Source organism: Vulcanisaeta distributa JCM 11217, from assembly GCF_001316005.1.
GTDB lineage: Archaea > Thermoproteota > Thermoprotei > Thermoproteales > Thermocladiaceae > Vulcanisaeta > Vulcanisaeta distributa_B.
Window position 1 is genome coordinate 250,625 of sequence record NZ_BBBJ01000001.1, and the last position, 20,102, is coordinate 270,726.

A 20,102-nucleotide genomic window follows, 5' to 3' on the forward strand; every position below is an offset into this window, starting at 1 on the left:
ATTTTAAGTAAGTTAATCATTTTAATAAGATCTAATTTTCAATTTTTAAACTTATAGATATAGTATGTATGACCTATTTCCACTCCACAAAACAGCCCTACCATCCCTTAGGTACTCAACAGCCGTATAGCCTCTGTATATCCTCCTTTCGGTATTCACGTGGTTATTCTTTGATCCTTCTTTGCTCATGAACATTTTCTTATCACCGAAACAAGGATAGAGTTTCTCTGTTAATAAATTTATATTGTGAAATGGGTTTAATCAATATATTAACTCTTGATAACTATATAGATTATAAATCACACAGAGCCTAGGATAAATTTTTATTTCGTTGATCAAATCATGTTTGAATGATTGAGAGCAGGAAGGATGATCATATTAGGATTGCATCGGAGCAAAATGTTGAGGAGGGCAACAACCTATTTAATGAAGTGCATCTCATACACATCGCATTGCCTGAGATCGACCTTGATGATGTCGACACGGAAATCACGATTTTTAATAAGAAGTTATCATTTCCATTCATTATTGGCGCAATGACTGGCGGTACAGAGACTGCTGAAAGAATTAATGCCACACTCGCTAGATGCGCTGAGGAGTTTGGTATTGGCATGTACGTTGCTCCCAGAGAGTCGCCATTGTTAAGCCTGAGACGGCTAGGAGCTTTAGGGTCGTTGCTGAGAATGCCCCCCCAACGGCCCTTAAGATAGCCAACCTAGGCGCCCCCCCACAGGTCTCTAGGCTTGATGAGAAGGTTCTCAGTGATTGGGTCTCACAGGCGATAGACATGATTAATGCCGACGCAATAGCCATACACTTGAACCCTGCCCAGGAGGTTTTTCAACCTGAGGGTGAGCCCTGGTTTAGAGGCGTCATTGATAAGCTTAGGTTCATTAAGAAGGTGGCTAATAGGCCGCTAATCGTTAAGGAGGTTGGTAATGGAATATCCATGGAGGTTGCAAAGGCACTTGCTTCTAAGGTAAGCCCTGATGCAATTGATGTTGCTGGCACTGGAGGTACGTCATTCATAAGGATTGAGAGCATAAGGCTGGAACTATTGATGAGGCCAATGTATTCAGTGGATGGGGAATACCAACTGCATTATCTATATGTGAGGTAAGGAGTGTCTATGACGGTATAGTGATCGCCTCAGGCGGTATTAGAAATGGTCTTGACGGCGCTAAGGCAATAGCCATTGGCGCTAATGCCTTCTCCATGTCTAGACCACTCCTGCTTGCCGCACTCAAGGGATATGATGAAACCAGGAAGTTCATTAGTAAGTTACAGAGGGAGTTTAGGATTGCCATGTTCCTTACCGGTTCTAGGAGCATTAATGACCTCAGTAAGGCACCCATTGTTTTTGGCCCAACGATAATCTCCTGGCTTAGCCAAAGGGGGGGTGTGCAATGCAGGCACATTAACCGTAGTGAATAATATAGTTATTGCTGTAGCTCCTGAGGGCGAGCATAAGCATTTTATAGATAATGAATTAACTTACCTATGAGTTATGTCTATTCAGGGTATTTCATGCCCAAGATGCGGCTCAAGGAGGATAGCCATCGTTGTTTCGGAAACATTGACATTTAAGTGCCTGGACTGTGGTTACACCTGGTCGCCAAACCTACCTGCCCAGGGCCTTGTTCACACTAAGGCCGGTGATGTTCACTGGACCGAGATTAAGAAGATAATGGAGGATGCCATAAACTACGTCATAGGCCTACTAAATGAGGGTGTGGTTAATTGTGATGACGTTATTGGTAGGGTTCAGGAGAAGTATGGTAATTACCTTTCATCGCGTGAAATCCTTAGAACCATAATAAATGGGGTTAAAAGGTATCTTGAAGAAATTAGATACAAGGACGTCAATAAATATTCAGCACTAAGTACCGAGCTGGCTAAGTGCAGGGAATTAATGAATAAGGGTGGCTGATCTTATTCTGACGGCATAGCACTTGTCCTCTTATTCTTAAGTCTCGTCTTCTTCGAATAGCCAGATGCCCAGACCCTCTTACCCCTAGGCACGATCTGTGGACACCTCCTGCCAGTACACCTTGGCGCTATTATACCAACCTTCTGACCAGGCGGTGCAGTCCTTGGCACCGGCGTCTCACCCTTCTGGTGACTACCACCACCATGTGGGTGAGCATATGCATTCATTGCCTTACCCCTAACTGTTGGGTACTTCCAGGACTTAGCCAGTGACCTGTAGTACTTGGCCCCAGCCTTAACCATCGGCTTCTCAATCCTGCCACCACCAGCCACTATGCCCACCGTTGCCCTGGCCCTCGAGTCTATCTCCATAACCTTACCACTGGGTAATTGAACAACAGTAGTGCTATCCTTATGGATGAGAACAACGGCGTAAGTACCGCCTGACCTAACGAATTTGCCACCATCATTAACCCTCTTCTCAATGTTATAAATCATAGAGCCCTCAGGAATCTTGCCAAGCGGCAGTATATTGCCTGGCGTTGGCTTGGCCGCTGCGCCAATCTCTATGATCTGCCCAACGTACATGCCCTCAGCCGCGTAATTGAGGAATTCCCTACCATCCTCAAGCACTATCCTAGCTACGGGAGCATTAAGACCAGGCACATGCATCAACTCCTTAACAACGCCCCCCCTAATTACGCTATTAAGCTCGGCATCACTCATTGGTAAATACCTAACGGGACCCTCCCTAATCCAGCTTGGGCTTCTGAACTGCGAACCGCCTCTCCCTCGTCTCTGCACTAGTATTCTCTTGCCCACGGTTAATCCCGTTAATGGTGATGGGTAGTGGGTTTTTAAATATTTACATTAATGGGTAATGCAGGATGAGGAATTCGAAGAATCAGGAGAAGACTATAGTCGTTAGGAAGGCGGGGGGGACTGATGAGTATAGTCTTATAGAGATTAATAATGGTGATGTTCATGAATTTGAGGAGAAGGGTATTGGCGATGTGAGGGATGGGACCATGGTTCTAAGGCCCATTGAGCTTGTGTACCTGTCCATTATCGGGTACAGGGTGATGATTGATGGTAATGAGGTTGGTGTGAATGAGTTGATAAGGGAGGTTAAGAATCCGCACGCCTTAACGGTGTACCTGGACATGAGGAAGAGGGGGGGTTACTTCATAAAGCCCGTGGTTAATGGCCCAGTGGACTTCCTGGTGTGGGATAAGGGTAAGAGCCCGGTGAATTCGAGCCCGAGGTACATGATTAAGATAGTCACTGAGGGGGGGTTGGGCATACAAGTAATGGAATTACTAAATGTGCTGAAGTACAGTGAGAGTATGGGTGCGCAGTTGGTCCTTGCGCTCGTGAGTTCTGAGGGGGGGTTATCACTTATTATAAGGCATTCACATTTAAGCCTGTTAAGGGTGGTTGATTCATGGTCACGATTAAGGACATAGAGCAGGTATTAACTATGGTTAGGAACAAGGGGGGGCTTAGGGTCATCATTAGGCTGAGGAAGTCAAGGAACATGATCGCCCTCGAGAAGGAGATTAGGGCCTTGAGCCTGAGGGTAATTACGTGGCCTGGGCTTCGGCATTTCCAGCACCGCCTCACCAGATCATTGATGCGTATGGGATAGCCTCGATAGAGATCTACTGCAGGAATGAATTAATTAAGCAGTTAAGTGATTGGAAGGAACTCGTCAGAGAGCTTCAGTTACTAAATGAGTGCCATTAACTGCTCTCAACTGTGTATTCCTTACCGCCAATCCTCAGCTTAATGACAACGCCACTCTCGCTCTTGCTCTCCACAGTACCGTCATCAAGCACAACCTCATTCCCACCACTAACCCTCATATTAATCCTAAATAGCCTAGCGCCGATTTGGGCTAAGTCCTTATAGCGGGATGTACATACGTTAACGTTTATCCAAGGCCACCTCCTCCTAATCTCACTGGCTATTTTAACGCCGGCATCAATACTGCCTATAACGCTACCGTCGGGCCCCCGGTTTATAGCCCATACTTATCAAGTTACTTATGTTTGCGGGGCTTACGTCAAGTTCGTTCAAGTTCACAAAGCTTATCAGGCCATTATTAATGAGTAGTTCAGCAACCTTAACAATATCATCCTCGAACCTGGGCAGGCAGGTACCTCAAGGCCAAGCTCAATACCCGCGTCCTTAAGTATCTTAAGTAGACCAAGCTTACCATTTAACTGGGTCGGGTTTATTGCGTGTATTCTGACCTCATCAATACCACTGCCGGCCAACTTCTTAATTGCCTCCTCATTAATGTTTAGGGCGTGGGTATACATGTGTATGTGAAAGCCCTGTCCATAAATGTCCTTGAGTAGTTTCACTAACGTAACTACCCTATCAACAACCATTATTGGATCACCACCCGTGATCGCCAATCCATTTGACCCAGCCCTATCCAACTCATCAATTATATCATCAGGGAACTTATTGACTGGTCTATCGTTAATGAACATAACGTCCCTGCCAAACCTATCCCTACTCACTGGGCAGTAGAAGCAATTAAGTGGGCATATCCCAGTTATGAAGAGCACGCTTTTAATGCCCAGTTGGCACTGCCTACATCCCTTCGCAAACTCCCCCCCAAACACTATGTTGAGTCGTCTCATTACTCGGGAGGCTATAACGTACCCCCCCCTTATAAATGCATGTGCGTTAAGCATTTTAATGAATTAGAACCGTAATGAACGATGTATAGATTCAGAAACACGTTGATCGCCTTCATAGTCTCAACGGCATTTACAATACCCATATTCATAGCCATGGGCATTAACCAGGCAACCTACGAAACCGTAGTAGCATTGCTGGGTAGTACATGGCCCCCAATAACTCCCTGGGGGGGCTTCCTAACAGCCATATTCGCACACCCAACATATACGGACTACCTCTTTGATATGTTAACCCTATGGATGATTGGGCCATACTTCGAGACAATGTTCGGAACCAGGAACTTCTGGCTAACCTTCATGCTCAGTGGCGTAGCTCAGCACTCTCGCCAATACTCTACTACGCAATGGGGACCCCCCCAGTCCTCGTTGGTGGCTCCTCAGGCGCGTTATTTGGCTTAGTCGGCTTCATAATAGCCACGCCGCATAGGGGGCGTGATACTGGCAAATCCAATAAATATAATAGCGATAATATTCTTACTATCACCACTGGCCTTCGCCTTCGGCATAGCATATCTAGGTCACTTGCTCGGCTTTATCGTGGGCATAATAATTGGTTACTTATACGTGAAGAGAGAACAGCGTTTTAGTTATGTAAAGTACCTCGGCTTTGCTAATTAATGAATCTACTTGGAATAGAAACAATAATACTTAATAATATACTAAGTTAGTATATTAGTATGCCAGGGATAGGCCTTAAATACGTAATACTTGCATCAATAATAATCCTGCTGGCAATAACAATAACAGCCAGTGCAAGTCAGGTGGAACACCCATGGATCTACAACATGACGATACCCCTCGGTAAGGATCCGTTCGTTACATACAACGGCTTTTACTCCTTCGAGCATACCAACCACTACCACCGAGTGTTAAGCCCATAGTAATTCATGTATTCACAAATGCCGTATTCCCATACCAAACCAATTAAATAATGCATATGCGGTTATACCACAGAACATCTCATTACTAAGCAATACGCTTTTGTGTTTCTTGACTCGGTTTAGGAACTCGTTAATCAGCTTCATGACTTCCTCAATTACTCTAGGATCATTGACTGGTTCGCCGCATTTAAGTCTCCTCGAGTTCTTAGCCTTGACGCCCCAGCAAATCCTTGAGCCGTTAAGAGACATGGAGACATCCATAGATTAACTCCCAACAAAGCTAATAAATCACTACCAGGGAGGTACTGAACAGACTTAAGTAAGCAATTGAAGGAGGGCTGTATTTTAATTAGGTTATGGGTGCACTCTTTGTCCTCCCACGTATGTTTCTATTATCTTTATGTTTCTTAATTCCTTACCGTTTATGCTTAGTGGGTCTTTATCAATTATTATGAAGTCGGCCAGGTAGCCTCATACCCATGCTCAGCCGCGTATATTCAATATGCACAGTTAACCTGGGAATGGATGCGCATGAGCACTACTCATTGCCGGGTATGGACTACAAGACAGATGTACTCGAATACCTCAACTCCTACGGTTTCATGAACCTGACGCTACAAATAATTAATCCATACGGCGGCGCAGTGGTCACAGGAATATCCGGAAACTACGCTAGAACAAGTAAGGAGTTAACGGCAGTGCATACCTACTCATACCCAACTGGTATACCCGGCTACCTGGAGAAGTTCTGTGCATTGGCAATATCGCCAAACGCCACAGACCTAATTGGTTATTACCAATACGTAATGCTGAGACTAATGAGGCTAGGCAGTGGCTGATGAATTAGTTAGGGATAGAAACTTAAAAATCACCATGAATTAAAATAATCCTAACTCGAAAACTGGTTAATTAACATATATAAAGACATTGTTGTATGAGTATAATATAGAGTATGAATAAGCCATTAGTCATTACAATAATGTCAGTTGCTGTATTGGCAGTAATTCTGGTCATACTAATGCTCATCTACGGTATACCAACAAAGACGCTACAATTGCTTGACCTCATTAGAATTCAAGCGGAGGCTCAACAAGTACCTCAATCAAGTATGCCATTATGCTCTAACGGCAGTAATTCGTGGTTTGCCAATGAATTTAATGTTGACATGACTCTGCGTCAGGGAAACAATTCAATAACCATTAATAAGGGGGGGTCCATAGTGTATATGGAGATTCCGTACTACTCAAATATAAAATATACCTTCATAATTCATAAGCCTAAGAATGTCTTTATACTGATGTTCCTTCTTGGAGAAACTTGCTCCCCAGTTATAATGCCCAATGCTGGTGGTGTAATCGAGATAGAGCTTAGGGACTTAACATGGTACATAATGGTTAATTCTAGCGGATTTGCGGAGATAGTGTATCCGTCATGCTTTTTACAGACTAAAACGATAAATATACGTGTAGACTCTATGGGATGCATACCAGTATATAATCTATATGATGATTATATATACGTATTCGTATATCCACCAGTAGCTCAACCACCAGGTTGGAAACCAACACTGAACATATACCTAATGTCTAATTGCACATTTTACGACTTAAGTAATTGTAATTACCTCAGCGAGACCGTCTACATATACTTCAGGGAGAGCGGTTAAGGTCATTCGTGACCCCATCATCACCAGGTCAGTGGCGGCACAACCCAATCACTAAAGTAAACCAACGTACTGGGTACTTAATCCTTAAGTCGTTACCCACTCATTAGCTCTCTAATTAGGTTCTCGATCTTATTAATGGCGTAACTAACCTCGCCTGGTTCATAAACGCCTTCGTAAAATGACTCATCATGAAGTGTCCTCATTAAATCACTATAAAGGCCCTTAAGTCCTCGCGGCCAATCTCTATGAGAATTCTCCTGCGCTCACTGTAGTTCTTAGGGATTGTTCCAGTCTTCCCGTAAATGAATGCGTTAATTGCTATTATTAATGCGAGGAATGCCCTATCCGCCGCATTTCTGTATAGAAGTATATCCCTTTAACTTAAGGGCTTTATCAAGCTCCTCCTTAGCGTAATTCAGAACCTCCAGTGCGCTCATGAACATGGCACTTAAGGCGTTACTTGGCATCCTAAGGCAAGTTACTCGTTGTGGCTTAATTATCAGCCCTCCAGGTGGTCATCACCGATCTGGTGTCCCGACAGCCATCATCACTCATTAATTCAGTGCGTGGTAGCTTTATAAGGCGTTAGTGATGATTACTCCGTGGTTAAGGTCTTTGTTGGCACGTCGGGATGGCTCTATGACTGGAACCTGGACTCAACCTTTGACTGGTACGTAAGGAACTCCGGACTTAATGCCGTTGAATTAAACGCATCCTTCTATAGGTTCCCATTTAGGAACCAGGTGACTTCCTGGACTAGGAAGGGCTCTGGCCTTAGGTGGGCCGTTAAGGTTCATAGGTACATAACCCACGTTAAGAGGCTCAGAGGATGCCTTGAGCGCTTGGCATAGGTTCAGGGAGTTGTTTCAACCGCTCGATCCATACATAGACTTTTACCTATTTCAAATGCCTCCATCCTTCGCATATAATGATGAGAGCATGGAGAGAATAAGGACGTTCGCCAGAGAGACAGGGCTTGGCCCTAGGCTTGCCATTGAGTTTCGCCACGATAGCTGGTTTAATAGTGAGGATGCCATTAATGAATTGAGGAACTTAGGCATCACCGTAGTGTCTGTTGACGAGCCTGGGGGGGTTACGTGGATCAGGAGCACAAGTGGCATTGTTTATTTGAGACTTCACGGTAGGACTGATTGGTACATGTATGACTATGGTGAGGATGAGCTTAGGGACCTAGCGATTAAGGCCGTTTCCCTTAATCCCAATGCAATCTACGTGTTCTTCAACAATGACCACTGGATGCTTGAAAATGCCAGGAAAATGCTGGAAATACTAAGGAGCTTAATAGGGGGGGAGTGATTTACCTACCAGTCCTTGACAGCATTAACAGTCCGGTGATTGTTAAGCTACGCCGACAGCCATCATAATCACCATGCCCAAGCCCATGGGACTTATCAAACCAACAATCATCGGCGCCCAACCACCAATCAACAAGCCCCCCAATTATAGGAGACCCCCCCAAGCCCACTCGCCCTATACTGAACGTCGAATTTATCGATTAGTACGTATGGCACGAGTCCCATTGCGAAGTTCTCGATAAACGCCAACACCACTAAGTTTGTGAAGTTTGGATACAGCAATAGTGCAATTGGCGCGTAAGCCAGTGACACAACTAACGTGCCTATTATGAACCACCTATAATTAATTGCCAGGGCCAATGGACCTGCAAGGAGCACCGCTATGACTGCCGCTATAGTCGAGATGAGCATGACGCTAGGTATTATATTTGCCATGCCAATTACCTTTAGGAAGTCTGAGTATATTAGGTATGTGGAGTAGTAAATGGTTAATAACCCACCCGTAAATAATACGCCAAACCCAAGCCAAACACCACCATACCTAAACAATAGTGTTAATGGGTTCACCCTGGGTCTCGACCACATTGGCGACTCAATGAGCTACTCCTTATTATGAAGGGCTAGAACCGCCACTATGGCTCCCGTGCCCATGTATATCCTCCAACCATAGGCACTAAATGCGTTGAACCCATGTAAGTTAGGAATAGTACGTTAACGATAGTTGCTACGACAACCCCCCCTATTGGGTAACCACTCTGTATGAACGCCGAGGTTACCTCCTTCCTCCACCTACTCCACTCCATGATCATTGCCCGTACCAGGACCCCCCCACTCACCGCCCAGGAATATTCCCTGCAGAAACCTTAGCGCCAGTAGGGTCATTGGTGCGAGTAGGCCTATGACCGCGTACGTCGGCAACAGCGCTATCACTAGTGCTGATAGGCTATAACCGAGGACCGTCGTTAATAGTCCGATCCTCCTACCAAATCTATCACCTACGTAGCCCATGATTACGGAGCCAAGCGGCCTACCAATAAGTGTAGCCACAAGTGTTGATAAGCCACCAAGCAGGGAGTATGAACCAGGGAAGAATAATTCACCGAGTAATGGCATTATTGGCGTGACCAGGAGCGCGTCATAACCATCCATGACCCAGCCAAGGTAGGCACTAATGATGGCCCTACGCCTAATGGACTCAAGGCTTCCCTGAATGCTCATACGCTAATCAGGTACGTATCGACTATTTAAGCTATTTCATACTATGTATTATATTGAGAGAGGTGGTATATTCGAGCAATTATCATCGAGGCTATGAAGATCATTAGGAGTAGCAACCTAACACTGAAGGGACCAGCCCATAAGTTCCTAAGCTCCCTCCACCTACCCCCCCTGACCACACTCTCATCACCGCTGAGCAACGGACCGGCCAACCTCAATGTGCGTGGAATGAGTAATAATGATACCAGTGAAATGTAGGTAGGTAATGCAGAGCTGTTGAAATGATGATTGATAGATACATAATGGCTATCGACGCATAAACCACGTACTTCGTATTCTTAATACCCACGAGTAGTACGAGCGTTATCTTACCCACCGCCCTACATGCGTCAATCTCTAAGGCACCTGAACCAATGAGTATTAGTAATGTGAATAATCCGTTTGGTATGCCAACGATTAATGGCGCGGGGGGGTTTGTGTAAATGCCCGTTTGGACAATGTATGAGCCCCCCCATGTAACGAGAGGACCCATGCGAGTGCCGCAAGTACCTCGCCGTAGCCTCTATAGTGGAATTTCAATGGTGGTATGCTGTAGCCAACGCCAATTATTAAGCCTGCCATGGCTAGTATCAACACGGGCCAGCCCACCAGGGTGAATAAGTAAACCCCCCCCGCCATGAAGGCTATCGCCAGGAATACGTAACCTACGGTAATCACATCCCTAGGACTTAACTTAAGGTCTATTATTGGGTGTGGCCTATGGGAGAAGCCACTGGCCCTATACAGTATGTCCACGCCACTTAGGTAATCGTAGTAGTCATGCACTAGGTTAACCCCTGCCTGAGCCAGTAATAGGGCTGCCAGCGTTATTACGTAGATTATTGGATTGAACTTATTATTTAAGTACCAAGCCAATGCCGTGCCTAGGGTCACGGATGAGAAGGCGCTCGTCAATGTTGTCGGACTGAATGAAATCAACCAGTTTCTAATGCTCATTATGTCATGATAACCACGAGTGTGTTTTAAGGATTTCCATGGAGGAAACCGTTATTTGCTTAATACACATTGGTTCTCCGTGGTTATTAAAGACCTTAGGTCATTCGTTAAGGCTCTGGAGGATAGGAGGGACCTTATCAGGATAAATGAACCACTCAGTGTTGACCTTGAGGTTGCCGCATTACTGAGGGAGTTAATGTATAGGGGTGGGCCTGCCGTAATAATCGAGAGGACTAGGGAAGGCACATTGCCGATAATTGGTAATCTATTTGGCAAGTGGGATAGGGTTATGCTGGCCATGGAGGGTAACGACCCGGAGACCATGGCCTCCAAATTAACGGACCTAGTAAATCTGAGGATTCCCCCCCAGGGACTGTTTGATGCCTTGAAATCCCTGAATGAGCTGAGAAGGTTTTCACAATACTTCCCAAGGAGTGTCAATGATGGGCCAGTTAGGGAGGTTGAGTGGAGTACCATTGATTTAACGAAGATACCAGCCATTAGGCAGTGGGCTCATGAACCTGGTAGGTTCGTCACCTTTGGGATAACGTTTGTTAAATACGGTAATTACAGGAACTTTGGCTACTATAGGCTGCAGGTGATTGGTAGGGATAGGTTTGTGATGCATTGGCAACCCTGGCGCAGGAGTGCGATGTACGGAGAGCTCAGTGGGAGGGCTGAGGTGGCCGTTGTCTTCGGTCCTGACCCAGTGACGATGCTTATGGCGGGTGTTTCAATACCACACCCACTGGATAAGCTCCTAGTCACTGGTGTGCTTAGGGGGGGCGAGGGTGTTGAGTTGGTGAGGGGGGGTTCGACTGTGGATGTTGAGTACCCGGCAAATGCGGAGTTGGTTATTGAGGGTGAATTGACCGGTGAATACGTTAGGGAGGGACCATTTGGTGATCACGTGGGTGTTTACTCAATAGCTAAGGAATATCCAGTAGTTAGGGTTAAGGCCATTTACTCAAGGAGGGACCCAATAATACCGGTGACTGTGACCGGGAAGCCTGTGCTCGAGGATGGGAACATAATTAGGTTTGGAACGAGGGTTGTGAAGCCCCTCCTAAAGCTAATACTCCCTGAATTGGTGGATCTCGAAATACCGCCTGAGGGCTTGGGCTACGTAATCATCGCATCCATTAGGAAGAGGTACCCTGGTCATGCCAGGAGGGTTATGGCGACACTATGGGGCTTGGTACCCGTCCTGGGTAAGGTGGTGATTGTGGTGGATCATGATGTGGATATCAGGGATTGGGGGGGCCAGGTAATGTATGCGGTGGCTGCCCACGTTAATCCGTCGAGGGACATGCTCGTAATTGATAATTACCCTGTGGAAGAACTTGATCCATCAACGTCGATTCCAAACCTTGGTAGTAAGGTTGGCATTGATGCGACGAGGAAGCTTCCTGAGGAGTACGGCGGTAGGGAGTACCCGATGGATGTTACGGCACCCGGCGACGTAATTGATAGGGTTAGGAGGATTGTGAATTCCATTATGGGCAAGTCAAGGAATTGACAATAAGCATATTAGGCTTAAGCCATTAACTGGGTAATGAGGGCATGCATAATTGGTTTGGGTAGGATGGGTAGGGGGGGGTATGGCCGTAAATCTCGTTAATAGGGGCCACGTGGTCTATGGGTATGACGTTAATAAATCCGTGTACGCGGCATTAAATAATGTTGGTGTGAAGACGGTAGATAACGTGGAACAATGTGGTGATACAGATTATGTGGTGCTTGCATTGCCCACGGGTAGGGAGTCAGCCCAGGTACTAAGTGAGTTGAGCACTAACGCCGTGGTAATAGACACAACCACAATGAGCATTACGGAGCTTGAGCAGGTGCTCTCCATAGTCCGCAGTAAGGAGCTTAAGTACATAACCGCCAGGCTCGAGGGTGGGCCGAAGCAGGCCGAGAGTGGATCCCTCGTGTTGTTCATAGGTGGTGATGAGCAGTTATATAGGCAATCCGAGGAATTCCTTAAGCAATTAGGCACGCCAATCTACATAGGCACCCACGAGCAGGCCACACTACTCAAGTTAATAAGTACGTCAATAATCATAGCCAACACCATGATACTGGCTGAACTATCGCCATTAATGAGGGAGCTTGGTTTAGACGTAAATACTGGTTAAGGCACTCAGCATGAGCGGAGCCGACTCAGCACAATTAAGGACTAGGCTACCCTGGATACTGAGCGGTAACTACCCAGAGTCTTTCTCAATAGACCTGGCCAAGTACGTGATTGATGAAACAATTAAGCACTCAATGAGCGAGGGCAAGCCATTACCGGTAATGTCTATAATCGGGAAATTACTTGAGATTGCAAGAAACGAAGGCAAAGGAAAAAGGGACTTCTCAGAGGTTGCTGAGATACTGAAATAGTATAATTAAGGATTGCATTAAGGCTTAGGACCATAAGCAAAGACTTACTCAAACTCATTACTCACCTTAGTACGCGGAGATTTTCATTCACTTCTCATAAGAAATGAATAATGAAAGTGATAATCGTTGCTGGTGCCGGGGCCGGGATTTGAACCCGGGCCCCCCCCTTGCGGGGGACAGGATCTCAAGTTTCGCACCGCGGAATCCGCGGACCTGCGCCTTGGACCTGGCTCGGCCACCCCCCCGGCGTGTCAATAAGCCATTAACTGCGATTTAAAGCTTTTCTTATTACTCTTCCTCAAGTAGTGTTGTTAGTGTTACCTGGATTGTCTTTAACTTCTCGTATTCCTCCTCCATTCCGTACTTAAGGGCCTTTACCATGTATTTAACGGCCTTATTCCTTAGTCTCCTTATATACTCGTTGCCCCCCCTTGGGTTTATTACACCCTTCTTTACCTTATTTATTACGTCCATGGACTCCTTTATTAATTCATCAATCTCCATCTTCAGGCCTATCTGAGTCATGTCCGTGTGTTCCTCAATCGCCTTTTTGTTTATGTTTACATTTAGGAATATGGGCTGTGTAATTACTTTAGGCTCTGGCTTGATTAATTTGTACTTACCCATTATGTAGCCAGCTACGAGATACCTAAGCAATTCTGAAACACCATCGAGCCCCTCCTTCTCAGCCAATTTCGTTAGCAACTCCTTAACTGATTTATGTACCCTGACCGAAACCACCGCGCCGTCCTTTTCCGGCGCCCTGAATAGGTCCTCGTACCTCACCGGTACGTCATCGATTATGAAGACCTCGCTCATCAATTGATTGTAATTTGCGATTTAAATTTAGAGATAACTTATTTTGCGATGTATTATGTGACTTATTACAGCTCTTTCTTAACTAATCAATTCTTAAATCCTCAGTAGGTTTATGTAGTTAACGAGAACCTCATTATTCACGACCTCCCTAACCACCTTAACCGCATTATCAAGCATTTCATTAAGTAATCCCCCCCTCGCCTTATCAATGGCACTCCTTACATCTCCATTGCCTTTACTCATTATCCTCACGATATTAATCTCATCGGTGTTAACCCCCCCAGGGTTCCTACTATCAATGTTCAAGTAATCAATTACGTCATCCCTAACCTGAAACGCAATACCCACAAACCTACCCACATCCCTAATCCTGCTTATCACCTCATTATCCTTAACATTGACTGAGTAAGCGCCAACGACCATTGAGGACTCAATGAGCGAGGCGGTCTTATAGTAAATAAGGCGTAGGTAATCATCTATTGTGACGTCAGCCTACCACTTAACTCCGACTCAAAGCTTTGCCCAATGGCTAGCTTAATGGATGAGTTTAGTAGTTCGAATACTATATCATTATCACCACTCCTTATGGCATACTCCACGGCCTTAGCAATTATCAGATCACTGGCGAGCATCGCAGTGTGCGGACCATAGATACTATACGGGGTTTCCACACCCCCCTCCTAATCCTCTGCTGATCCATTATGTCATCCTGAAGCAGAGACGCCGTATGTATCAACTCAACCGATGCGGCGGGTAGTATTGCCTTTTCTAGGCCACTGCCATTACCTAAGGCGTAAGCCATTAATAGGACTAGGGTCGGCCTAATGAGCTTTCCCCTATTCCTTATGTAGTGGTATGTGGCATTTAGTAGGTTATTGGGCATCCATAGACCAGTGAAGGACTCCTCGAGCACCTGGATGACCTTATTAATGGCTGACCTAACCTCGGCTGGCAGTAATTCCATGTACTTGCTCGGGTTCAATACGGCCATTTACTTCATAATTCCCTAAACTTATGCCTTAATAAATACTACATGCACGTTAAGCCAGACTTGAGATTAACCTAATGAGAAAATCGCCAATTAGAAACTTAATGAAGGTGCTAATCCTCATTGATGACAATGTGGCCTCGTAAATGGAACCAGCCATGTACCCCCCCTCGAGACCCTTAGCGCCAACTCCATGGCATCCCTACTCATCAGTAGTGGATCTCCGATCCTCCTAAACATGACCATCCTATCCATTAGGGGGGGCCTAAACACCTTATCCATAAGCACTGAGTAATCACCGCCATGTACCAGGGATTTACCGAGTAGGTGCGCCGTTATCATGGCTGGGTTTATGCCGGCGCCATTCGTTGGTATCACGGAGCCAACAGCATCACCGATTAAGTAGGCATTGCCAATGCCATACCTATTCAATAAACCACCAACCGGCAATGTCTTCATAAGCACTGATCTCTGAATACCCTCGAGACCGTACCTACTGACGAAGAGCATGTGATAATTAAGCGGATTACCACCCCCCCTCCACGCTATGTTATTCCTAACCCCCCCAACACCAATGTTGTGCGTACCATCACCCCCCCTCGGGAATACCCAGGCAAAGCTCCCGGTGCTACCCCCCCCGGATCCATCACGATCACCGCCTCATCATCCACGTACTTCCCCCCCTAGCCCTCGCACTCGTCGCTATTATTAGGTCCTCAGCCCTGAAGCCCTTAGTTATGCCTAAGCTTAAGTCAACAATTGATGGATAAGCATCCGCACCAATTAATGCCCTGGCATTAATCACGTACTCACCGCCATCTCTATCATGAACGAGGCATTCATAACCATCACCCTTAACTGCGCACTTAATGGCCGTAACGCCAAAACGAACCTTGGCGCCCCCCATTAATCGCATCCTCAATAATATTCCTAATCATCGCCGCCTTATCAATTACGTAGGTCCTAAAGGGCATCCTGCCCACATCATGGCCATTAATCATGAGCCTCAACCACCTAATCTCATTAACAATGAATTCCCTGCGCAGGGTTTCCCGGAGCGTCGTGAGTAGGACCTCGTACAAATCCTTATTAATCCAGGGCTTAAGGAGGTCCTCACTGGGTAATAACTCGCCGCATATTATTGGTGCGTATATCACGGACTTCTTATCAATGAGCATAACATCTCCGTTAAAGCCATTCCTAACAAGGTAACGGGCTAGGTAGGAACCCGCTGGTCCACCACCAATTATTAATACATCGGTCTTAACAACCACGCTGATACCGATTATTTAGGCTTAATTATTTTCTTCTGTAGAAATCCTTAAAAAATCCCCCCCTGAATCGACAATGACGTGCCTAGGGAGATATTCCTTGTGGAGTTATGGCGGAGGTATGCAGACGCTGCGGAGGAGATCAGGGTTAAGAGGTATCCTGATTATGTGAAGTTGAAGGCTAGACTTAAGCATTACCTATACACAATTAGGGTTCCTCCTGATGTCGCTGATCAATTAATTAAGGAGTATAAGTCAAAGAACAAGACTGTTAATGAGTATTAATTCGGGCTCACCACTCATCAACGCTCAGTGCTCCAGACCCTAATCATTGGCTCATGCGATTATCGAGTATAATTACCAACTAATAAACCTTATTAAGGGGCTGGACTTCGCTGTCCCGATGTCGAGTGAAGAAATAATCAATAAGGCCAGGGAATTAGTAATTAAGTTGAGGACTGCGGAGGAATTGATAAGAAGTGGGAAGCTTGACGATGGCGTTAAACTATTCAAGGAGGCCACGAAGGAGGCTAAGGAGGCGAAGCTCTTCGATAATTACATAGCAATTATTAGGAAGGTCAGGAAACTAATTAATGAGGAGAGGGCAAGGCAGGCTAGGAAGTCGGTCCGCGAAGCCAAGGCTGAGGAGGGCAAGGCATAATTTTTAAATTAACCCGCAATAACGCACTACGGCTTGGTGGTAATAATGGCAATAACCTGCTCAAGGTGGGAGAAACTAATTGAGAAGGCGGAGAGGGAGGGCAATAAGGAAAAGGCGCTGGAGTTTAGGGAGAAGTTCGTGGAATGCGTGGTGTACACGGCTCAGGAATTAATAGCCAGGGGTAGGTCTAGGGACTTAGACGAGGCCGAGGAGTTGCTTAAATACGGTGAGGACGTTGGTAATAAGCTTGGCATTAATGAGCTTTTATTCCACGTAAACCTACTCAGGAAGAGGATTGAGGAGAAGCGTGAGAGGAGGAGACCGAAGGAGACCGAGGCGAGGCAGTAATTTATAATCATGTCAGTTTTGGTTTCTCATTATTTATAGGGAATGCCATCTCCATGCTGCTGTTCATAGTGGGTGGTGTTTGGTTTATTTAGAATTGAAACTAAGTAGTTCCCTTAAAATAAATTAACTGAAGACCCTTTTATTGAGTGTGTTAATCCTGTTAATTGCATGTCAATACTAGATATAGAATTCACAGTGAGTAGGAAAGTAAACCCAGGCGATCTGGAGAGAGTATGGCAGGTATTGAGCGATGTTAGGAACATGCCAAGGTATTGGAGGGGGGGCCATAGAGAGGTAGAAATATTGAGCAAGGACGGCAATACGTACATGGTCAGGATAAGGTTCGCATTCCCAGGACCAGGTAATGAGGGTGTTGCCAGGATTGAGGTACATGATTTAGAGAAAATTGTGCTAATTAATTACCTGAATGGACCGATAAGGGGCTACGTAAGGAATTACATAAGTGGGAATCAATTAATTAGTCAGTGGGACGTAAGGATATCTCCATTATTCTTAGTGATGAAGCCCTGGATAAGGAAGCACTTCATGAGTGGAACGATAAATGCATTAACGCGAATATTGAATGAAGTAACAAACATTAAATAATGGTCAGGGTGGAAATTCCGTAAAACCAACGCAACATAAAAACTTAAAAGCCAAGAAAATAAATCATAACCGGCCCCCGTAGCTCAGCCAGGATAGAGCGGCGGCCTCCTAAGCCGTAGGTCGTGGGTTCGAATCCCACCGGGGGGGCCGCTAATTGTTTTTCATTATGGTATTGAATCATCGTTTATAATGTAATTATCTGCAATGCTGCACATAGGAATGCTTATCTGGGGGGCCTTCTTTATTGTTGATTAATGGGTAAGTTGGATGGTAGGGTTTCTATAGTGACTGGGGGGGCTGGTAGTGGTATTGGTAGGGCTATTGCATTGTTATTTGCCAGTGAGGGTTCCAGGGTGGTCGTCGTTGATGTGAATGATGTTGGTGGTAGGGAGACTGTGGATATGATTAGGGGGGGTAATGGTGGTGATGCCATTTTTGTACATGCCGATGTTTCCAAGGCGTCTGATTGTGAAAATGCTGTTAGGGAGGCGGTAAAGCGATACGGTCAGTTGGACATTTTGGTTAATAACGCTGGTATTGACTTACCTAGGCTAAGCCCTCGGTTGACTTCACTGAGGATGAGTTTGATAGGGTTATTAACGTGAATTTGAAGGGTGCGTGGCTCATGAGTAAGTATGCAGTACCTGAAATGCTGAGGCGTGGTAGGGGGGGTGTCATTGTTAACATAGCGTCGGTGGCTGGTATAAGACCACTACCGCTGGCAATGCCCTACTCGGTGTCCAAGGCCGGTTTGATAATGCTCACGAAGAGTATGGCTGTGGAGTACGGCAGTAGGGGGGGCATTAGGGTTAACGCTGTGGCGCCTGGGTGGGTTAGTACGCCGATGGCTGTTAGGGCCGCGTCTGCCTATGGAACAACGTATGAGGAGTTTACAAAGCTATTCCTACAGAGAATACCATTGGGTAGGTTTGCTGACCCAATGGAGATAGCCAGGGTTGTGCTGTTCCTCGCGTCTGACGATTCATCATACATGAATGGTGCCGTCGTAGTAGTTGATGGTGCGATAACCCTAGCGTAATGATTACTTAATAACATGTACCTATTAAAATTAATTTGTATTTTTGCCTAATCATGTTAGTAAGGTTTTTATATTCTGGAATAGAAAGTATTACGAATGCCGACACAGGCATTATTTGCACCGGGATACTCCGTGGTTATTTACTACCCATACAATGGTAATTCGCCAAGGAAGAAGATCCCTGAGGGTGTGAGAACCTTCGAGAGGAGGTATTACGACCTTGGCTCACTCCTTTGGTTCGTTGAGGCCTGGTACTGGGAACCCAGAAACGGCGACTTCTACCTTGAGAGAAGTAATGATATTCACCCCAAGGCACCCGCCATATACCTAATAATACCGCCTGGACAGGGAGTGGCGACTGATGGCGGTTCTGAGGAAGGTGGTGAGAGGAGACACTTCATTATTCTACCATTCATGCTAGCCCCAATACTATACCTATTAAGTCCCGTGATGATTAATGTCAACGTGAAGTTAGGTGATCACGCAATTACCTCCGGCAATAACGACGTAGTGGATCCCCCCCAGGCGGTGCCTGCCACGGTTAATTGGGCTGGATACGAAGTTAAGTAGCGCGGTCATAGGCAATACGTGGGAGTTGCTACGATGTAGTGGTTTGGCTCAGTGGTCGGTCTTCTCGTCACCCGATCCGTCCTGGAAGGAGTCAGCACCAAGGGGGGGTTATTAAGCCCGGTCCCTATTAAGTGTTTAGTGATGATTAGTGACACGACTGAGCAGTGAGGAGCGAGGGCGTGACTGATCACGCACTCCTGACAAGCTCAAAGACCTGCCCACCAATGAGCCTCCAGTGGTCGAAGTCGAACCTAGCATAGACCTTTTTACCGTTCAGGACCTTTGGCAACCACATCACATCATCACCCACATGTTATCATAAGGAACCTCATTAACACTAAACCAAATGGGTTCAGCCTCATCAGACTCCCTAGGCACTCCATCAAAGTCCCTGGCAAGGAAAACATGAACAAAGTGCACAGACTCCACCCTACCATCCTCATAATTCCAAAACTCAAGCAACCCCCCCATCCACTCCAGATTCTTCGGCATGATACCAACCTCCTCCCTACACTCCCTAACCGCGGCCGAGACCACGTCCTCACCCTCCTCCACCTTACCACCAATGCCATTGTAATAGCCAGCGCCAAGACCACGCTTCTTCCTTATTAGAAGGACCTTACCATCCTTAACCACGTAAACCAGGGTCTCAATGAAGAGCATTGAGCAATAGTATATGAATAAAATTAAAG

The 20,102-nt window shown here is 45.9% G+C and carries 34 protein-coding genes, 2 tRNA genes and 4 pseudogenes; 20 read left to right on the forward strand and 20 right to left on the reverse strand.

Going from position 1 to position 20,102, the window contains the following annotated elements; translation table 11 throughout:
- Positions 1–51: 51 nt before the first annotated feature.
- Positions 52–189: a hypothetical protein gene (locus JCM11217_RS12480; protein WP_243677957.1), complete on the reverse strand. Its 138-nt coding sequence runs from the start codon at positions 187–189 to the stop codon at positions 52–54.
- A 161-nt stretch (positions 190–350) separates the two neighbouring features.
- Here JCM11217_RS12480 and fni point away from each other — a divergent pair.
- Positions 351–1,434: pseudogene (fni, locus tag JCM11217_RS01480) on the forward strand (type 2 isopentenyl-diphosphate Delta-isomerase).
- 73 nt (positions 1,435–1,507) lie between these two features.
- On the forward strand, positions 1,508–1,930 hold the full coding sequence (locus tag JCM11217_RS01485; RefSeq protein WP_054841832.1) for a hypothetical protein: 423 nt from the start codon (positions 1,508–1,510) through the stop codon (positions 1,928–1,930).
- 2 nt (positions 1,931–1,932) lie between these two features.
- Here JCM11217_RS01485 and JCM11217_RS01490 read toward each other — a convergent pair whose 3' ends face one another.
- Positions 1,933–2,751 carry a 50S ribosomal protein L2 gene (locus JCM11217_RS01490; protein WP_054841833.1) on the reverse strand — a complete coding sequence of 273 codons (819 nt, stop codon included), beginning with the start codon at positions 2,749–2,751 and terminating at the stop codon, positions 1,933–1,935.
- A 65-nt stretch (positions 2,752–2,816) separates the two neighbouring features.
- Here JCM11217_RS01490 and JCM11217_RS01495 point away from each other — a divergent pair, with 65 nt between their 5' ends.
- On the forward strand, positions 2,817–3,395 hold the full coding sequence (locus JCM11217_RS01495; protein WP_243677958.1) for an endonuclease: 579 nt from the start codon (positions 2,817–2,819) through the stop codon (positions 3,393–3,395).
- A 121-nt stretch (positions 3,396–3,516) separates the two neighbouring features.
- Positions 3,517–3,675, forward strand: coding sequence for a hypothetical protein (locus JCM11217_RS12485; protein WP_243677959.1), 159 nt, complete (start codon positions 3,517–3,519; stop codon positions 3,673–3,675).
- 347 nt (positions 3,676–4,022) lie between these two features.
- Here JCM11217_RS12485 and JCM11217_RS12490 read toward each other — a convergent pair whose 3' ends face one another.
- Positions 4,023–4,583 carry a radical SAM protein gene (locus JCM11217_RS12490; protein WP_243677960.1) on the reverse strand — a complete coding sequence of 187 codons (561 nt, stop codon included), beginning with the start codon at positions 4,581–4,583 and terminating at the stop codon, positions 4,023–4,025.
- Positions 4,584–4,664: 81 nt separating this feature from the next.
- Here JCM11217_RS12490 and JCM11217_RS12495 point away from each other — a divergent pair, with 81 nt between their 5' ends.
- Genes JCM11217_RS12495 through JCM11217_RS01515 form a run of 3 tightly spaced genes read left to right on the forward strand, consistent with a single transcriptional unit; the run spans position 4,665 to position 5,524 of the window.
- Positions 4,665–5,042: a rhomboid family intramembrane serine protease gene (locus JCM11217_RS12495; protein WP_243677961.1), complete on the forward strand. Its 378-nt coding sequence runs from the start codon at positions 4,665–4,667 to the stop codon at positions 5,040–5,042.
- Positions 5,043–5,075: 33 nt separating this feature from the next.
- The gene (locus JCM11217_RS12500) at positions 5,076–5,261 is read left to right on the forward strand and encodes a rhomboid family intramembrane serine protease (RefSeq protein WP_243677962.1); all 186 of its coding nucleotides are present in this window, start codon (positions 5,076–5,078) and stop codon (positions 5,259–5,261) included.
- A gap of 59 nt (positions 5,262–5,320) precedes the next feature.
- Positions 5,321–5,524, forward strand: a complete 204-nt coding sequence (locus JCM11217_RS01515; RefSeq protein WP_054841834.1) for a hypothetical protein — start codon at positions 5,321–5,323, stop codon at positions 5,522–5,524.
- A 12-nt stretch (positions 5,525–5,536) separates the two neighbouring features.
- Here JCM11217_RS01515 and JCM11217_RS01520 read toward each other — a convergent pair whose 3' ends face one another.
- On the reverse strand, positions 5,537–5,785 hold the full coding sequence (locus tag JCM11217_RS01520) for a hypothetical protein (RefSeq protein WP_054841835.1): 249 nt from the start codon (positions 5,783–5,785) through the stop codon (positions 5,537–5,539).
- Between the two features lie 218 nt (positions 5,786–6,003).
- On the opposite strand from JCM11217_RS01520, the gene JCM11217_RS01525 reads away from it, so the two are divergent.
- The 3 genes and pseudogenes from JCM11217_RS01525 to JCM11217_RS01540 all read left to right on the forward strand — a co-directional run bounded on the left by JCM11217_RS01525 (position 6,004) and on the right by JCM11217_RS01540 (position 8,507).
- Complete coding sequence (locus tag JCM11217_RS01525; RefSeq protein WP_054841836.1) at positions 6,004–6,363, forward strand: hypothetical protein; 360 nt, start codon at positions 6,004–6,006, stop codon at positions 6,361–6,363.
- Between the two features lie 140 nt (positions 6,364–6,503).
- Positions 6,504–7,190: a hypothetical protein gene (locus JCM11217_RS01530; RefSeq protein WP_243677963.1), complete on the forward strand. Its 687-nt coding sequence runs from the start codon at positions 6,504–6,506 to the stop codon at positions 7,188–7,190.
- Positions 7,191–7,792: 602 nt separating this feature from the next.
- Positions 7,793–8,507: pseudogene (locus JCM11217_RS01540) on the forward strand (DUF72 domain-containing protein).
- A gap of 1 nt (position 8,508) precedes the next feature.
- Here the strand turns inward: JCM11217_RS01540 and JCM11217_RS12505 are convergent.
- From JCM11217_RS12505 to JCM11217_RS12535, 7 genes are read right to left on the reverse strand one after another with little or no spacing between them, the layout of a single operon-like run.
- Entirely contained in the window at positions 8,509–8,670 is a 162-nt protein-coding gene (locus tag JCM11217_RS12505) for a hypothetical protein (protein WP_243677964.1), read from the reverse strand.
- Positions 8,636–9,091 (reverse strand): hypothetical protein, encoded by a 456-nt coding sequence (locus JCM11217_RS12510; protein ID WP_243677965.1) that lies wholly within the window; start codon positions 9,089–9,091, stop codon positions 8,636–8,638. Before JCM11217_RS12510 ends, JCM11217_RS12505 begins: the two co-directional genes overlap by 35 nt.
- 47 nt (positions 9,092–9,138) lie before the next feature.
- Entirely contained in the window at positions 9,139–9,315 is a 177-nt protein-coding gene (locus JCM11217_RS12515) for a hypothetical protein (protein WP_243677966.1), read from the reverse strand.
- Positions 9,296–9,724: an MFS transporter gene (locus JCM11217_RS12520; protein ID WP_243677967.1), complete on the reverse strand. Its 429-nt coding sequence runs from the start codon at positions 9,722–9,724 to the stop codon at positions 9,296–9,298. Before JCM11217_RS12520 ends, JCM11217_RS12515 begins: the two co-directional genes overlap by 20 nt.
- Positions 9,725–9,765: 41 nt before the next feature.
- Positions 9,766–9,936 carry a hypothetical protein gene (locus JCM11217_RS12525; RefSeq protein ID WP_243677968.1) on the reverse strand — a complete coding sequence of 57 codons (171 nt, stop codon included), beginning with the start codon at positions 9,934–9,936 and terminating at the stop codon, positions 9,766–9,768.
- A 2-nt stretch (positions 9,937–9,938) separates the two neighbouring features.
- A complete protein-coding gene (locus JCM11217_RS12530; RefSeq protein ID WP_243677969.1) occupies positions 9,939–10,256 on the reverse strand; it encodes a hypothetical protein in 318 nt (105 codons plus the stop codon).
- On the reverse strand, positions 10,181–10,720 hold the full coding sequence (locus JCM11217_RS12535) for a prenyltransferase (RefSeq protein WP_243677970.1): 540 nt from the start codon (positions 10,718–10,720) through the stop codon (positions 10,181–10,183). The genes JCM11217_RS12530 and JCM11217_RS12535 overlap by 76 nt, the downstream gene beginning before the upstream one ends.
- A gap of 55 nt (positions 10,721–10,775) precedes the next feature.
- Here JCM11217_RS12535 and JCM11217_RS01555 point away from each other — a divergent pair, with 55 nt between their 5' ends.
- From JCM11217_RS01555 to JCM11217_RS12540, 3 genes are read left to right on the forward strand one after another with little or no spacing between them, the layout of a single operon-like run.
- The gene (locus tag JCM11217_RS01555) at positions 10,776–12,239 is read left to right on the forward strand and encodes a UbiD family decarboxylase (protein ID WP_243677971.1); all 1,464 of its coding nucleotides are present in this window, start codon (positions 10,776–10,778) and stop codon (positions 12,237–12,239) included.
- 52 nt (positions 12,240–12,291) lie between these two features.
- Positions 12,292–12,858, forward strand: coding sequence for an NAD(P)-binding domain-containing protein (locus JCM11217_RS01560; RefSeq protein ID WP_243677972.1), 567 nt, complete (start codon positions 12,292–12,294; stop codon positions 12,856–12,858).
- A gap of 10 nt (positions 12,859–12,868) precedes the next feature.
- On the forward strand, positions 12,869–13,108 hold the full coding sequence (locus JCM11217_RS12540; RefSeq protein WP_243677973.1) for a hypothetical protein: 240 nt from the start codon (positions 12,869–12,871) through the stop codon (positions 13,106–13,108).
- 130 nt (positions 13,109–13,238) lie between these two features.
- Here JCM11217_RS12540 and JCM11217_RS12545 read toward each other — a convergent pair.
- From JCM11217_RS12545 to JCM11217_RS01590, 8 genes are all read right to left on the reverse strand, one after another.
- Positions 13,239–13,351, reverse strand: a tRNA-Ser gene (locus JCM11217_RS12545).
- 45 nt (positions 13,352–13,396) lie between these two features.
- Positions 13,397–13,927: a ribbon-helix-helix protein, CopG family gene (locus tag JCM11217_RS01570; protein WP_054841839.1), complete on the reverse strand. Its 531-nt coding sequence runs from the start codon at positions 13,925–13,927 to the stop codon at positions 13,397–13,399.
- Between the two features lie 93 nt (positions 13,928–14,020).
- Entirely contained in the window at positions 14,021–14,350 is a 330-nt protein-coding gene (locus tag JCM11217_RS12550; RefSeq protein WP_243677974.1) for a polyprenyl synthetase family protein, read from the reverse strand.
- A 53-nt stretch (positions 14,351–14,403) separates the two neighbouring features.
- Entirely contained in the window at positions 14,404–14,559 is a 156-nt protein-coding gene (locus tag JCM11217_RS12555) for a hypothetical protein (RefSeq protein WP_243677975.1), read from the reverse strand.
- Entirely contained in the window at positions 14,541–14,918 is a 378-nt protein-coding gene (locus JCM11217_RS12560; protein WP_243677976.1) for a polyprenyl synthetase family protein, read from the reverse strand. The genes JCM11217_RS12555 and JCM11217_RS12560 overlap by 19 nt, the downstream gene beginning before the upstream one ends.
- Before the next feature lie 117 nt (positions 14,919–15,035).
- A complete protein-coding gene (locus JCM11217_RS01580) occupies positions 15,036–15,425 on the reverse strand; it encodes an FAD-dependent monooxygenase (protein WP_054841840.1) in 390 nt (129 codons plus the stop codon).
- A 142-nt stretch (positions 15,426–15,567) separates the two neighbouring features.
- Positions 15,568–15,822 (reverse strand): hypothetical protein, encoded by a 255-nt coding sequence (locus tag JCM11217_RS01585; protein WP_054841841.1) that lies wholly within the window; start codon positions 15,820–15,822, stop codon positions 15,568–15,570.
- Positions 15,782–16,189 (reverse strand): FAD-dependent monooxygenase, encoded by a 408-nt coding sequence (locus tag JCM11217_RS01590; RefSeq protein WP_054841842.1) that lies wholly within the window; start codon positions 16,187–16,189, stop codon positions 15,782–15,784. Before JCM11217_RS01590 ends, JCM11217_RS01585 begins: the two co-directional genes overlap by 41 nt.
- A gap of 78 nt (positions 16,190–16,267) precedes the next feature.
- On the opposite strand from JCM11217_RS01590, the gene JCM11217_RS01595 reads away from it, so the two are divergent.
- From JCM11217_RS01595 to JCM11217_RS01630, 7 genes and pseudogenes are all read left to right on the forward strand, one after another.
- Positions 16,268–16,471, forward strand: coding sequence for a 50S ribosomal protein L38e (locus JCM11217_RS01595; RefSeq protein ID WP_054841843.1), 204 nt, complete (start codon positions 16,268–16,270; stop codon positions 16,469–16,471).
- Positions 16,472–16,589: 118 nt separating this feature from the next.
- On the forward strand, positions 16,590–16,847 hold the full coding sequence (locus JCM11217_RS01600; protein ID WP_054841904.1) for a hypothetical protein: 258 nt from the start codon (positions 16,590–16,592) through the stop codon (positions 16,845–16,847).
- A gap of 45 nt (positions 16,848–16,892) precedes the next feature.
- Complete coding sequence (locus JCM11217_RS01605; protein ID WP_054841905.1) at positions 16,893–17,195, forward strand: hypothetical protein; 303 nt, start codon at positions 16,893–16,895, stop codon at positions 17,193–17,195.
- 168 nt (positions 17,196–17,363) lie between these two features.
- On the forward strand, positions 17,364–17,801 hold the full coding sequence (locus tag JCM11217_RS01610) for a polyketide cyclase (protein ID WP_054841844.1): 438 nt from the start codon (positions 17,364–17,366) through the stop codon (positions 17,799–17,801).
- Between the two features lie 72 nt (positions 17,802–17,873).
- Positions 17,874–17,950 (forward strand) — tRNA-Arg (locus JCM11217_RS01615).
- A gap of 105 nt (positions 17,951–18,055) precedes the next feature.
- A pseudogene (locus tag JCM11217_RS12565) lies at positions 18,056–18,840 on the forward strand (glucose 1-dehydrogenase).
- A 96-nt stretch (positions 18,841–18,936) separates the two neighbouring features.
- Complete coding sequence (locus JCM11217_RS01630; protein WP_054841847.1) at positions 18,937–19,410, forward strand: hypothetical protein; 474 nt, start codon at positions 18,937–18,939, stop codon at positions 19,408–19,410.
- 187 nt (positions 19,411–19,597) lie between these two features.
- Here JCM11217_RS01630 and JCM11217_RS01635 read toward each other — a convergent pair.
- A pseudogene (locus tag JCM11217_RS01635) lies at positions 19,598–20,073 on the reverse strand (8-oxo-dGTP diphosphatase).
- Positions 20,074–20,102: the final 29 nt, after the last annotated feature.

Coding starts and splice junctions, on each gene's coding strand:
- JCM11217_RS01530 (WP_243677963.1), top strand. CDS start 6,504: ATGTCAGTTGCTGTATTGGCAGTAATTCTGGTCATACTAATGCTCATC.
- JCM11217_RS12490 (WP_243677960.1), bottom strand. CDS start 4,583: ATGAGACGACTCAACATAGTGTTTGGGGGGGAGTTTGCGAAGGGATGT.
- JCM11217_RS01580 (WP_054841840.1), bottom strand. CDS start 15,425: ATGCTCTTCGTCAGTAGGTACGGTCTCGAGGGTATTCAGAGATCAGTG.
- JCM11217_RS12530 (WP_243677969.1), bottom strand. CDS start 10,256: ATGGGTCCTCTCGTTACATGGGGGGGCTCATACATTGTCCAAACGGGC.
- JCM11217_RS01585 (WP_054841841.1), bottom strand. CDS start 15,822: ATGGGGGGCGCCAAGGTTCGTTTTGGCGTTACGGCCATTAAGTGCGCA.
- JCM11217_RS12520 (WP_243677967.1), bottom strand. CDS start 9,724: ATGAGCATTCAGGGAAGCCTTGAGTCCATTAGGCGTAGGGCCATCATT.
- JCM11217_RS01525 (WP_054841836.1), top strand. CDS start 6,004: ATGCTCAGCCGCGTATATTCAATATGCACAGTTAACCTGGGAATGGAT.
- JCM11217_RS12510 (WP_243677965.1), bottom strand. CDS start 9,091: ATGTGGTCGAGACCCAGGGTGAACCCATTAACACTATTGTTTAGGTAT.
- JCM11217_RS01485 (WP_054841832.1), top strand. CDS start 1,508: ATGTCTATTCAGGGTATTTCATGCCCAAGATGCGGCTCAAGGAGGATA.
- JCM11217_RS12540 (WP_243677973.1), top strand. CDS start 12,869: ATGAGCGGAGCCGACTCAGCACAATTAAGGACTAGGCTACCCTGGATA.
- JCM11217_RS12480 (WP_243677957.1), bottom strand. CDS start 189: ATGAGCAAAGAAGGATCAAAGAATAACCACGTGAATACCGAAAGGAGG.
- JCM11217_RS01520 (WP_054841835.1), bottom strand. CDS start 5,785: ATGGATGTCTCCATGTCTCTTAACGGCTCAAGGATTTGCTGGGGCGTC.
- JCM11217_RS12515 (WP_243677966.1), bottom strand. CDS start 9,315: ATGATCATGGAGTGGAGTAGGTGGAGGAAGGAGGTAACCTCGGCGTTC.
- JCM11217_RS01630 (WP_054841847.1), top strand. CDS start 18,937: ATGCCGACACAGGCATTATTTGCACCGGGATACTCCGTGGTTATTTAC.
- JCM11217_RS01600 (WP_054841904.1), top strand. CDS start 16,590: ATGTCGAGTGAAGAAATAATCAATAAGGCCAGGGAATTAGTAATTAAG.
- JCM11217_RS01570 (WP_054841839.1), bottom strand. CDS start 13,927: ATGAGCGAGGTCTTCATAATCGATGACGTACCGGTGAGGTACGAGGAC.
- JCM11217_RS01495 (WP_243677958.1), top strand. CDS start 2,817: ATGAGGAATTCGAAGAATCAGGAGAAGACTATAGTCGTTAGGAAGGCG.
- JCM11217_RS12560 (WP_243677976.1), bottom strand. CDS start 14,918: ATGGCCGTATTGAACCCGAGCAAGTACATGGAATTACTGCCAGCCGAG.
- JCM11217_RS01610 (WP_054841844.1), top strand. CDS start 17,364: ATGTCAATACTAGATATAGAATTCACAGTGAGTAGGAAAGTAAACCCA.
- JCM11217_RS01515 (WP_054841834.1), top strand. CDS start 5,321: ATGCCAGGGATAGGCCTTAAATACGTAATACTTGCATCAATAATAATC.
- JCM11217_RS12495 (WP_243677961.1), top strand. CDS start 4,665: ATGTATAGATTCAGAAACACGTTGATCGCCTTCATAGTCTCAACGGCA.
- JCM11217_RS12550 (WP_243677974.1), bottom strand. CDS start 14,350: ATGGTCGTTGGCGCTTACTCAGTCAATGTTAAGGATAATGAGGTGATA.
- JCM11217_RS01605 (WP_054841905.1), top strand. CDS start 16,893: ATGGCAATAACCTGCTCAAGGTGGGAGAAACTAATTGAGAAGGCGGAG.
- JCM11217_RS12535 (WP_243677970.1), bottom strand. CDS start 10,720: ATGAGCATTAGAAACTGGTTGATTTCATTCAGTCCGACAACATTGACG.
- JCM11217_RS12555 (WP_243677975.1), bottom strand. CDS start 14,559: ATGCTCGCCAGTGATCTGATAATTGCTAAGGCCGTGGAGTATGCCATA.